Source organism: Tissierella pigra, assembly GCF_018917845.1.
Taxonomy (GTDB): domain Bacteria; phylum Bacillota; class Clostridia; order Tissierellales; family Tissierellaceae; genus Tissierella; species Tissierella pigra.
Genome location: NZ_JAHLPJ010000001.1, coordinates 3,034,458 through 3,047,236, shown reverse-complemented (window position 1 = coordinate 3,047,236; position 12,779 = coordinate 3,034,458). Strand labels below are relative to the sequence as shown.

Below are 12,779 nucleotides of genomic sequence, written 5' to 3'. Positions count from 1 at the left end.
TATTTTTGTTTTCGTTATAATTAATGAGAGAGGAGGGGAGAAATGAATAAGGAGTCAATATTGATAGAAAAAGCATTAAAAGGAGATGAAAATTCCTTTGCTGAAATAATAGATTTATATAAAAATTATGTATTTGCTATTATTCTTAATTTTATTAAAGATTATAATGAAGTAGAAAATGTAGCACAAGAAGTCTTTTTACAAATTTACCTCTCCCTGCCTAACTATGAATCTAATAATTTTAAAGGTTGGATTAGCAGAATAGCATCTAATAAGTCTATAGATTTTATTAGGAAAAAAAAGGCTAAATTTAAAGAAGAAATAATGGAAGATGAAGATGAACTAATGGATACTCCTAGATTTAGTCATAACCATACTCCAGAGGAAATTTTAATAGAAAAAGAAAGAAAACAGGAAGTTTCTAATTTATGCAGATCCGTTCCAGCTATATATACAGATGTAATTGAAAAGTTTTACTTAGAAGGAAAGTCCTATGAGGAAATTGCAGAGGAAGAAGGGGTTACAGTTAAGACCATAGCCTCAAGATTATATAGGGGAAGGAATATGTTAAAAGAGAAATGGAGGAAAGACTATGAAACATTATGATTATGTAGAATGGGTTTTATATAAAAAGAATCTTCTTGATCATAGAATCCATAAAGAAATGGAAGAACATCTTTATATATGTGATGAGTGTATGGAAATCTTTCTTTCTCTTATAGATGAAGAAGAAATTAAGTTTGCTGGGAATATAGTACCAGAAGACTTTACAAATAAGGTAATGAAGGACATTAAAGGAATTAGACCTATGAAAAGAACCATTAAGAAAAAGGTAAAGCCAACTAATGATTTCTTTATGTACTATGTAGCTGTAGCATCTGTTGCTATTATTTTAACAGCAAATGGATTCTTTGGAAAAATGGTAGAGGTTGTGCCTCAAATAACTTCCAATATAAATATGGAAGAAAATCGATTTAAGGCAAATGGTATCTATAATTTTTCAGAAAAAATCACAAACAGCACGTCAAATTTTATAAATGACTTTAAGTTTAATAAAAAATAAGGAGGAATAATATGAGACAGAAAAGTAAGTTTATTACATTTATATTATCATTTTTACCTGGATTATCTCATTTTTATTTAGGATATGCCGATAGGGGATTTATTTATTTAATAATTCTTGGGATGTTAGGAGCAGGCTCTATAGGATTGTCTATTATGTTAGGTAATGAAGGACCTGCAATCATAGGATTTACAGGTGCTTGTGTTCTTTGGCTAGTAGCTTTAGTAGATGCTTTCTCTGTTGCTAACAGCTTAAGATATAATGGTGTAGAGGCACAAAGTAACTGGAGTTCAGAAGAAACTAGGATTTCAAATAAAAAAATCATTACTTTAGCATTATCTATAATACCAGGAGCAGGACATATGTATCTGGGTTACCAAAAAAAAGGTTTAGTATTAATGGGTGTGTTTTTCTTTGCAATATTTTTTATGGGATGGCTAAACCTAAGTTTCTTGTTATTTTTACTACCTTTAATTTGGTTCTATTCATTCTTTGATGCCTTCCATACATTAAATGGTAATAATGTGAAGGAAGTAGAAATAGATATAGAAAAATTACTACCAGTTATTAAACGTGAATATATAGGTTTTGGATTGATTGGAATAGGACTTATTGTTGCATTCCAAAGAATAATTCATCCAATAATAAATCAATATTTAGATTATTATATAGTAAACTATATTCAAACATCTATAGTATCTTTAATCTTTATTTTTGCTGGTGTGAAGATGTTACAAAGGAAAAAGGATGTAGAAGTAGTAGAGGAGGATGAAGAACTTGAAAACTAAAAGAGTAGGAACCATATCCATGGCTATAGTCCTCATTGCTTTCGGAATCCTAATATTTATAGCACAAATAAATAGCTTATCTGCTGTAGGATTAGCTGTAAAATTTTGGCCAATGATATTAATATTATTAGGCGGTGAAATTCTTTGGGTTAGCTTTAAAGAAAAAAAGGAAAATGAAAACTTTTTAGTACGATATGATATATTTTCTATGTTTATAGTAATGATAGTGTTATTTGTAAATATATGTATATATGGTCTTGTGGAAACAGGAATTATGGATTATATTAAAGCGAGAGTTTCAGAAGAAACAAGTTATAGATATGAAAACTATATAGAATAAAACAATAACTTCGATTTTGAGTCATTAAAAATCGAAGTTATTGTTTTAAAATTTTAAATTTATTTTTAACTTGTGTTTTGGAGATTTATAAATTAAAATATAGTATTAAGATAGAAAAGTATTATTAATTTATATATTTCACATACTAAAGATACTAGATAATAAGGAGGAGTTGTAATTGGAATTTATAGGTGAAGGTTTAACTTTTGATGACGTTTTATTAGTTCCTGGAAAATCTGAAGTATTACCAAAGGAAACAAATATTAGTACTTATTTAACTAAAAACATAAAATTAAACATACCTTTAATGAGTGCTGGAATGGATACTGTAACTGAATCTAAAATGGCAATAGCAATGGCTAGAGAAGGTGGAATTGGTATTATTCATAAGAATATGTCCATAGAAGAACAAGCATTAGAGGTAGATAAGGTAAAAAGGTCAGAACATGGAGTAATCACTGATCCATTTTTTTTATCTCCAGAACATAGCGTATCAGATGCTTTAGAATTAATGGAAAGATACCATATATCAGGAGTTCCTATAACAGACGAAACTGGAAGATTAGTGGGAATTATAACCAATAGAGATATTAGATTTGAAAAAGAAACTTCAAAGAAAATTGATGAAGTAATGACTAAGGAAAATCTAGTTACAGCAAGAATAGATATTCCTATGGATGAAGCCTTAGATATTATGAAACAACATAAAATAGAAAAACTTCCATTAGTAGATGATGATTTTATGTTATCAGGATTGATAACTATTAAAGATATAGAAAAATCTATTCAATATCCAAATTCAGCTAAAGATCATACAGGTAGACTATTGGCAGGAGCAGCAGTTGGAGTAACTGGGGATATGCTGGAAAGAGTAGCAGCATTGGTTAAATCTAAGGTAGACGTTATAGTAGTTGATACAGCACATGGACATTCTAAGGGAGTATTAGAGGCAGTAGCTAAGATAAAGAGAGAATATCCTAGCTTACAGGTAATTGCAGGAAATGTGGCGACTGGTGAGGCTACTATAGACTTAATAAAGGCAGGAGCAGATGCTGTAAAAGTAGGAATAGGACCTGGTTCTATTTGTACTACTAGAGTTGTAACTGGTATTGGTGTACCGCAGATAACAGCAGTAGTAAATTGTGCTGAAGCAGCAAAGGAATATGGAGTTCCTGTTATTGCAGATGGAGGAATTAAGTATTCAGGAGATATAACAAAAGCTATAGCAGCTGGAGCAAGTGTAATAATGGCAGGTTCTTTATTTGCAGGAACTGACGAAAGTCCAGGAGAAGAAGTGTTATATGAAGGAAGAAGATATAAGGAATATAGAGGAATGGGTTCTATGGGAGCTATGGATTCTGGTAGCAAGGATAGATATTTCCAAGAAGATACTAAAAAATATGTTCCAGAGGGTGTAGAAGGTAGAATTCACTATAGAGGTCCACTGGGAGATGTGGTTTATCAGCTTATTGGGGGATTAAAGTCAGGAATGGGCTATGTTGGTGCTAAAGATATTGAAGAATTGAAGAGTAAAGCAAAGTTCATAAAAATTACATCAGCATCTTTAATAGAAAACCATCCACATGATATTCATATTACAAAAGAATCACCAAACTATAGTAGACGCTAAGGAGTGATATAGTGCAAGATTTTATAAATAAACAAGTAGAAGAAATTAAAAATAAAGTTGGAAATAAAAAGGCATTATGTGCATTATCAGGTGGTGTAGATTCTTCTGTGGCAGCAGTATTAGTCCATAAAGCCATAGGTGATAATCTAGTTTGTGTATTTGTAGACCATGGATTATTGAGGAAAAATGAAAGACATGAAGTGGAAACCATATTTAGAGATAAGTTTCATATGAATCTAATTGTAGTAGATGCAGAAGAAAGATTTTTAGGTAAATTAGAGGGTGTTACTGATCCAGAACAAAAGAGAAAAGTAATTGGAGAAGAATTTATTAGAGTATTTGAAGAGGAGCAATCTAAACTTCAAGATATAGAATTCTTAGTACAAGGAACAATTTATCCAGATATAGTTGAGAGTATAAATAAAGATGGCAAACTTGCAGTTAAATCTCATCATAATGTTGGTGGATTACCAGAGGATGTAAATTTTGAGCTTATAGAGCCTCTTAAAGAGTTATATAAAGACCAAGTTAGGGAAGTAGGAAGGGCATTGGGTATCGATGAAGAATTAGTAAGCAGACAGCCATTCCCAGGACCGGGACTGGGGGTAAGATGTTTGGGAGAGTTGACTAAGGAGAAGCTAGATATCCTAAGAGACGCTGATTATATCTACAGAGATGAAATCAAAAAAGCAGGTTTAGATAAAGAAATCTGGCAATACTTTGCAGTATTACCAAATATCCAATCTGTAGGAGTTATAAATGGTGAAAGAACCTATAAGCATTTAATTGGACTTAGAGCTATAACCACTAAAGATGCAATGGAAGCTAAATGGTATCCAATGCCATTAGAGCTACTAGAGAAGATTTCTACAAGAATTACAGATGAAGTACCACAGGTAAATAGAGTGGTATACGATATAACAAATAAACCACCGGCTACTATTGAATGGGAGTAAGACCAGCCCAAGAAGGAATGGGTTTAAATCAATGCTTACAGAGGTTTGAAAAGCTAAAACGGGACAAAATTGGGTAAAAATCTTTAAAAGAATAAATAAAAGAATAGTTTCAAATGGCTTAGAATAAGCTCAAGCCCTGGTCTTTAGGACTAGGGCTTTTGTTATTTTGTGATGCTATTTTGATACTGTAAAAATAAGCAATTAGAGTATAATCTCCAATTGCTTATTTTTTTAAGTGCTTTGATTTTTTTGGATAAGATAGCTTCCAATCATCGAAGTCTTCATCAGAAATCTCACCATTATAGTGTTTCTTTCTCATCTCATCCTGTTGGAATGTACTCTAGACAAATCCATTTTACCACAGGAGTTTTGTTTGATACCTATGCTTTGTTTAAATCTATCTTATTTTTTGCACAAACCTCTAAAAGGGTCTGCTTTAAATTATCTTGACCTGCTAATTCATGTAAGCTTAGGGGCCTATTTAAGGATTTAATATGATTATCATCTCTTAAATTAAATTCGGCAGTTCCTTTGCGACAATAAAGTAGTCCAAGAATTACAAGATTGTTATCTTTTATACTTAGTTGGATGCCCTGATTTGCATAGTCTAAGGCTTTTTTATCAAGGCCTTTTCTATGAAAGGTGTAGGATAAATTGTAAATAATTCTAAGTCTTAGATCAATATCTTTTTCATCCAGGTGGTCTAGAGAAAAGAGGAGGATGTCTTGGCAGGAATCAATTCTTCCAAGTTTATTTTCTAATAGGGCAATATTCATTAAGATTCTGACCTCAATATCGCTATAAACAAACTCCCGATATTTTTCAAGAGAAAAAGAAGGGGTAGTCAACTGAATGGCATAGATAAGTTTGTCTAGGGATTGGATATATTGGGAATGGACTGTTTTAATTACTACTGACTAAACTAGTAAGCTTAATTGTTTTATAAGCTTATATGTATAAGAATTGGGGTTTAAATTATCTAAAATACCTTTTAATCTTTCACAATCCTCAGCTAGGTCAGTGTATTTACCATTAGCTATCTTATATTCAATCTCTTTTTTACTTCAAAAAACTTATCTTGATTATCAAATCTAAAACTTAGTAGGGCAAGGTTTAAATCTTCTTTAAATACAAGGGAAAGGGCTTCTAAGGTAATTTGATTAGGTAGGACATTTCCATTTTCAATTCTTCTCAAGGCATCTGTAGAAATAAAAGCTAAATTGGCTATGTCTTTTTGAGTATAGGACATATCCTTTCTTTTTTTACAAATATAATTACCAAAGGATGCTAGGTCATAGAACATATCAGTATACCTCCTAACACCAAATCGATTCGGGTTTATTTTTATTTGATTATAGTATATCATATTTAGTAAGTTGGTAAATAAAAAACAAAAAGAGGTTGCCAATCAAATTTATTTAGACATGAAGCTGATATTTAAGGATTAATTTGATTAATATATAAGTAGCGTTAGGGTTTAAAAAGAGGGCAAAAAATCTATATTTCCCTTTTAAAATTATGAAACTGGCTTTTTGCAAAACATTACTTTTTTATTGTGTTATGAATGTCATAAGTAACTCAGATTAATATAGATTTTATTTTTCTGCTAGGATGATTTGATAATTTTACTAACATCTAGTGCTCTATATTCAACGAGTGAAAGATAGACTATCCACTATGGAACGATGAATCCTCAGGTTATTGTACTAGTAAATATACTCTGATAACTCTAATTGCAATTGTTCTAAGGTCTCAATTTTTTTCTGATAAAGAAATTCAGTTTTCAATATTTTATTAGTGGCTTCATTAACCGCATTATCATAGAGATTGCCTTTACTGCTTAGAGAACGCCTTATTTTGAAACTTTTTATTATTGTACAGTTAAGGGTATGTTTGCAAGTAATTTTTATATAATTTACTCAAGCTTCGCACATAAATATTCCCTTGTAAACCTTGAAAATTCAATATTCGACCAGAACTATATATACCTTATAGTGCTTTTAAGAACATAAACCCTAAAAACACTTCATTTTGATTTGTATGACACCTTACAATTAGATTTAAGTATAGCAAAAAATAATATCAGTCCGACAAAACCTATGTTTCGTGCTATATTTGTCGAAAATAGGCGAACAAAATAAGTGGACCTTACCATTCTTGTATGTTAATTTATATATAAGATAACCTCATAGATTTATTGAGTATTTCCAAATTTCATTGTTTAAGATGTATAAATCTTGTGTAGGTTAAAACACACTTGTGTATCTACAAACTTGAAGTTAATTTTAGTCAACTATTGGAACTACAAGGTTTGACTAGGAAAATCAACTGCGAAGTTTGAGTAATTTATATATGAAAAATTTAAATATTTATATTATGTACAGAAATGAGAGGGCAAAATATATTTGCTTGTAACTTAATAAAATAATCAATACGAAGGAGGGGATAGCAAATGGACTTAAAACTAAAAAATCAGGAGCAAGTAGCATTAAAAGTATCTACAACTAGTTTTGAAACTGCGATGGGTGACAATAACAATAACTATAATAGAAATTAGACATTAATTAATAAATTATATGCAGAGCAGATTCAAGCAGAATTAATTATTATGTTTTAAAACATATGTCCTCTCATTTCTTTTAAATACTTGTATTGGGTGGGTTATACTAGATAGGACAGACTTTTACTTAACATGGTACAATAAAATCAGAAGCTTAGGCTGTATTTAGAAAATATATCTTGTCCGGAATAAATTTGTCTAAAGAAAGGGTGTCAATCCAAAAAAACGGTTGTATCATGAGAAAATTCAAAGGGCTCGAAGATAATTTCACCATCAGAAGAAATGAGAGCAATAACATGCAATTTTTTAGTGATATCAATGACAAGGTAAATCACGGGACATCTTCTTTTAAACGGATTGATTTTGTGATAATCCATTATTATCATAGACTTGATTGATATGAAGGCTTTAGGCACATCCAACTATAAGTGATCCAGATAAAACAGTGGTAATATCTATATATTATTACAAGTAGTATAGCTACAGGTCAAAATCAAAAGTCCATAGGTCTGAGTCTATTATGATCACAAAGCAATAGAAAAAATGTAAGGAGGGTATGATTATTCTTATAAAATAATCATATAAGGTAAATATGAAATTTAAAAGAATCTTAAATCTTATTTTTCAATGTTCACACCTAATAAAACCATTTATTTATCAAAACATTTTATTCATTTTTCTAACTCAGCTGATTGTTGGACTTACATTAATCACTCCTTTAATACTACGATATCTCATTGATAATATACTCACAATGAAAAACTGGGACTTATTTCCTAAATTCATACTGATGATGAGTCTTGCATTAGTGATTTCACGTGTTTTAAGTTTAGCAACAAATATAATATACAATCGGTTTGCAGTTAACATTGAAGAAAAGGCAAGAAATGATTTGCTTAGTTCTATTCTAAAAAAGAATATGCAATTTTTTAACGAAGTAGACGAGGGAGATTTGGTTGATCGTTTAATGAGGTCTCCAGAACAACTTCATACTATACCTTCTTTATATGCAGAACGTTTATTATCATCAATTGCAACTATTATTGTTGTTTTTATTATTATCATTAAAATCCACAGTAAAATGGCACTCTTCTCAATTATTGTTACACCCTTATTCCTTGTTTTATATATTAGATCACGCAAATTATTTTACGAACAAGTGAGAGAGGCAAGGCAAGAGAGTGCAAGTCTTACTAATTTTTATTTGAGTACAATTAGAAATATTAAGCATGTTAAGAATATGGTTTATGAAGAATATGAGAAAGAGATAAGTGATAAAAGTAATAGAGTACTAAAGAAGTTAGGAATAAAATATTCATTAACTGGAGCAATTGTTAATAATAGTGTTCAAATTTTAACTAAATTAAATCAATTGGGTGTTTTGATATATGGAAGTATATTGGTGAATAATGAGAAGATGTCTATTGGAACACTAGTAGCTTTTTACTCTTATCTAGAACTCTTGTACACACCAGTTGTGAGTATTATACAAACATTAACAGAATTAAACAGTTCAATTGTTGGAATGGAGAGATATTTAGAGTATTACAATGAAAATCAGGAAGAGAATTTTTTAGATGGTCTATCATTTGAACCCCAAGATATGTCTATAGAGTTTAAAGAGGTTAGCTTTAGTTATGGAAAGAAGGAAATTTTGAGAAATTTAAGCTTTTCAATTGATCATGCAGAAAAAGTCTTGTTAGTTGGAAAAAGTGGGATTGGGAAAACTACAATTATTTCTTTATTGAAAAGGTTTTATCAATATGAGAGCGGTAGTATCAAAATTGGAGATCTTAATATCGAATCCTATAATTTGAGAGAATTAAGAAAGAATATTATGTATGTGACTCAAGATAGTTTTTTTTCACCAGTAAGTCTACGAGATAATTTTAAAAAAGTAAATCCCAACATTACTGAAAGTGAAATTATAGATGCTTTAAATAAAGCTCATATTTATGATGATATTTTTAACTCCGATAAAGAAGGCCTTGAAACAATATTGACTCGAAATGGTGATAACTTTTCAGGAGGACAAAAAAGACGTATTAGCATGGCCATGGTTTTTGCCTCAAATGCACCAATTATAATTCTTGATGAGCCTTTTGTTGGATTAGATAGATCTACAACTGATAAAATTTGGGATAACTTAAAAAAAGAAGTAAGAAACAAAACAGTATTAGTTATCGACCATAACTTTAGAGACACAGATTATTTTAATAAAGTACTTGAATTTGATAAAGATAAGATTCTGAGAATAAAGGTTTGAAAGTAATGTTTTACAGATTACAATTTCGTAAACAATGTTAAGGATGTTGGAGAGGAGAAAAAAATGAAAACCAAATTAATCTTCCCACCATTTTGGATATGTAATGCACCTTATTTGAGCGTTCCTTCATTAGTTGCATTTTTAGAACATAACAATGTTGAAGTTGAACAAATCGATTTAAATTTAGAATTTATCGATAAAATGTTATCAAGTGAATTTTTAAAACTATGTAAGAATAGGATTTATTTGCAAGATGAGAATAACGAAGTGACGCCATATTTTAAAGAGATTATTAATTTCGGAATAAATAATATAGAAATGCAAAAAGATATATTTAGATCTGAAAGATCATTAAACATCTCCACATATGAACAAAGCAAAAATACAATAGCATTGGCCTTTGCAATAATTAATAAGTCCTTTAAGGGTGAAAATATAGAGAATTATTATTATGAGTCATCTTACAATAGAGAGGATTTCAGAAGTATTATACAGGCTGCAAATGATTCCTTTAACAATATGAACGAAACTTTAATTAGCATTTTATTTAATTATTTTATCGATGATATTGTTAAAAACGCCGACTTAATTGGTTTTTCATTAACAGGTTTAGATCAAATTATACCTACCTTTATATTAGCTGGAGCTATAAAACGGGTAAATTCTGATATTAAAATTGTAATTGGCGGCAGCATTCCTACTAGATGGTTTGCAAGAAAAGAATATGCCCCATATTTATTTGATTATATTGATTATGTAATTTTAAATGAAGGTGAGAAACCATTATTATCACTAATACAATATTTAAACAATGAAAGAACGATAGAGAGTGTTCCTCAACTAGTTTACGCCGTAAATAATAAAATTATGTTTAATGATTTAACTGCTGAATGCGTTCCAATGAGTAACATTCCAACACCAGTTTTTAATATTAATGATTTAGAAAGATATTTAACCCCCAAAAAGGTGTTGCCATTATTGGGAAGTAGAGGCTGCTATTGGAGAAAATGTACTTTTTGTGATCACTCATTTATATATAAGGATACATTTAGGCAAGCTCCTGTTGATAAAATTATAGGTGATCTTAAAATTTATGCTGAAAAATATGGAGCTCACTATGTAAATTTCCATGATGAGGCAATGACCCCAAGCATAATGGAGGAATTATCTAGAAAAATAATTGATTCTAATTTATCAGTCAAATGGTCAACTGATGCTAGGTTAGATAAAAAGCTTACTTATGATATTCTTGAACTTGCAAGCAAGTCAGGATTGTCGGTTATATTTTTTGGCTTAGAGAGTGTAAATGATAGAGTTGTTGGGTTGATAGACAAAGGAACTAAGATAGATATAACGCAGAGAATTATTGAAGATGTTAAAAGAGCAGGTATTGCTTCTCATATGTTTTTTATTTGTGGATTCCCAACTGAGACCATTATGGAATATCAAGAAACAATTAATTTTATTGAAATAAACAAAGATATAATTGCAAGCCACGGATGTTCAAGATTTGGGCTTGGAAAATACTCTCCAATTGCGAAGAATCCGCAAAAATACAATGTTATAATTACAAATTTATATGAGGATTTTAATGCATCATTATCATATAAGTTCACTAGAATAGATATTGAAAAGAATTATTTTGATAAAATCGAAAAATTATATAGTTATGTCACGAAGGAGCTAGAGACATACGCACAAAAAATTTTTCATATAATAATACGTGAACATTGGGTTATATTTTGGGAAAGTTTGGATTTTATATTATCTGATGTTGAAAATAAAAAAAATAGTAAATGTTTAAAATCAGGGGTTTTCGTTATTGAAACAGAATCCCAAATATTGCTATATGATAGTGCCGCTAAAGAAGTATTTGAGTTTGACTTAAGTGCTAAATTTGTTATAGACTTGATTTTTGAATATGGGATAGATGATAAGAAAAGATTAATTCAAAAGTCATCAGAGCATTATAATATTAGTCAGGACCAGATAAGTGAGAGCATTGAAGAGTTTACAAATTTGCTGAAAGAAAAGGAACTTGTTTTTAAAGGAGAGTAATTTAGTTCTGGCCTAATTAGTATATTTTATCTATATAGTTGATACTTACTTACACTTAAAGGGTAATTATAAAAAAGAGTAGGAGTAGCTCCCAAAGGTTTTCGAGCCTTGGTCGTAAGATTAGGGATTCCATTATTTCCTAATAATTTTCCCATACACAACAGAAATGTAAGCACAATGTATTGACAAATGCAACATAGTTAGAAGAAGTTATAGAATTTCTAATTAACAGAAAAGAACTTCCTTAGAGATATAGAGAACATCAATTTATTGGTAATTATAAAGGGTATAGGGAGTGCCATATTTTATCTGACTGGCTATTGATATACAAAATAGAAGAAGATATCTTGACTTTAACATTAACTAGAACAGGGACACATAGTGACTTATTTTAAAAAAATTATTAGAAAAAAATAAGCTAAGGATTAGAGATAATACCATAATACAACATCACTTATGAAGCTGTATTGATGCTAAAAAATGTAGGAAAGAGAAATAATAGGTATAAAATACAACAAAACAGAAACTAAAATGTAACTAAAAAACAAATAAGAGTAACTTTTAAGCTTATGCTCTTTATTAAGTGGGAGTAACTCCCAATGAACCGAGCAACAGCGAAGATGAATTGAAGGAGTTACCACTGTCAGGGTTGGCGAGACTTGTAGCGACTGTAAGGACCTAAAAGTCCGCAACCTACGGCTTGGAGTAGGTAGAATATAGTATTTTCAATGATTATAGGTATTAAATTGTAGGCTAAATAAGATTAGGTGGCTCCGATTTTTGACACTATATGTGGCAGATGGGAGCCATCTATTTTTATTCTTTGGAGGTGTTATTTCAGGTGGAAAAAGTGAAAGGGGAACCACAATTATTTGTCTGTTGAATAATTCTATTTTTTTATTAGTTTTTTCCTGAGAAATAATGTAAAAGGTCTACTATAGGATTATTATAGACAGAGAAAAATCAAAGGATTGAAAAGACTGGCAGAAAACCTAAAAATAGAGTCAATTATATTGTCCATCTGTGAACATTCGAAAATGGCAGATTAGCAGTAATAGCAAGAAGGAAGAGTATATTTAAAAATTGAAAAGCTATATATTTTACTATATACTCTGTTA

General features: G+C 30.2%; 10 protein-coding genes and 2 pseudogenes. 9 read left to right on the top strand and 3 right to left on the bottom strand.

All coding sequences use genetic code 11. The features are described 5' to 3' along the window. Nucleotides 1-42 precede the first annotated feature (42 nt). The 6 genes from KQI41_RS15060 to guaA all read left to right on the top strand — a co-directional run bounded on the left by KQI41_RS15060 (nucleotide 43) and on the right by guaA (nucleotide 4,777). Nucleotides 43-606, top strand: coding sequence for an RNA polymerase sigma factor (locus KQI41_RS15060; RefSeq protein WP_154442451.1), 564 nt, complete (start codon nucleotides 43-45; stop codon nucleotides 604-606). Beyond that, nucleotides 593-1,063 (top strand): hypothetical protein, encoded by a 471-nt coding sequence (locus tag KQI41_RS15055; protein WP_216585594.1) that lies wholly within the window; start codon nucleotides 593-595, stop codon nucleotides 1,061-1,063. Before KQI41_RS15060 ends, KQI41_RS15055 begins: the two co-directional genes overlap by 14 nt. Nucleotides 1,064-1,074: 11 nt before the next feature. Next, nucleotides 1,075-1,851, top strand: a complete 777-nt coding sequence (locus KQI41_RS15050; RefSeq protein ID WP_216585593.1) for a hypothetical protein — start codon at nucleotides 1,075-1,077, stop codon at nucleotides 1,849-1,851. Then, nucleotides 1,841-2,191, top strand: coding sequence for a hypothetical protein (locus KQI41_RS15045; RefSeq protein ID WP_154442457.1), 351 nt, complete (start codon nucleotides 1,841-1,843; stop codon nucleotides 2,189-2,191). The genes KQI41_RS15050 and KQI41_RS15045 overlap by 11 nt, the downstream gene beginning before the upstream one ends. A gap of 178 nt (nucleotides 2,192-2,369) precedes the next feature. After that, nucleotides 2,370-3,821 carry an IMP dehydrogenase gene (guaB, locus tag KQI41_RS15040; protein WP_216585592.1) on the top strand — a complete coding sequence of 484 codons (1,452 nt, stop codon included), beginning with the start codon at nucleotides 2,370-2,372 and terminating at the stop codon, nucleotides 3,819-3,821. An 11-nt stretch (nucleotides 3,822-3,832) separates the two neighbouring features. Beyond that, nucleotides 3,833-4,777 (top strand): glutamine-hydrolyzing GMP synthase, encoded by a 945-nt coding sequence (gene guaA, locus KQI41_RS15035; RefSeq protein WP_425335890.1) that lies wholly within the window; start codon nucleotides 3,833-3,835, stop codon nucleotides 4,775-4,777. Between the two features lie 380 nt (nucleotides 4,778-5,157). Here guaA and KQI41_RS15030 read toward each other — a convergent pair whose 3' ends face one another. The 3 genes and pseudogenes from KQI41_RS15030 to KQI41_RS19440 form a co-directional block, all read right to left on the bottom strand. Next, nucleotides 5,158-5,625 carry a hypothetical protein gene (locus tag KQI41_RS15030; RefSeq protein ID WP_195838038.1) on the bottom strand — a complete coding sequence of 156 codons (468 nt, stop codon included), beginning with the start codon at nucleotides 5,623-5,625 and terminating at the stop codon, nucleotides 5,158-5,160. A 188-nt stretch (nucleotides 5,626-5,813) separates the two neighbouring features. Then, nucleotides 5,814-6,080 (bottom strand): helix-turn-helix domain-containing protein, encoded by a 267-nt coding sequence (locus KQI41_RS15025; RefSeq protein ID WP_195838039.1) that lies wholly within the window; start codon nucleotides 6,078-6,080, stop codon nucleotides 5,814-5,816. Nucleotides 6,081-6,486: 406 nt separating this feature from the next. Further along, nucleotides 6,487-6,639: pseudogene (locus tag KQI41_RS19440) on the bottom strand (IS3 family transposase); the annotation flags it as partial. A 1,290-nt stretch (nucleotides 6,640-7,929) separates the two neighbouring features. Between KQI41_RS19440 and KQI41_RS15015 the strand changes: the two are divergent. The 3 genes and pseudogenes from KQI41_RS15015 to KQI41_RS15005 all read left to right on the top strand — a co-directional run. Next, a complete protein-coding gene (locus KQI41_RS15015) occupies nucleotides 7,930-9,603 on the top strand; it encodes an ABC transporter ATP-binding protein (protein ID WP_154442465.1) in 1,674 nt (557 codons plus the stop codon). A 63-nt stretch (nucleotides 9,604-9,666) separates the two neighbouring features. Continuing rightward, complete coding sequence (locus KQI41_RS15010) at nucleotides 9,667-11,661, top strand: B12-binding domain-containing radical SAM protein (protein WP_154442467.1); 1,995 nt, start codon at nucleotides 9,667-9,669, stop codon at nucleotides 11,659-11,661. Nucleotides 11,662-11,921: 260 nt separating this feature from the next. Further along, nucleotides 11,922-12,056, top strand: a pseudogene (locus KQI41_RS15005) (type II toxin-antitoxin system mRNA interferase toxin, RelE/StbE family); the annotation flags it as partial. Between the last annotated feature and the right edge of the window lie 723 nt (nucleotides 12,057-12,779).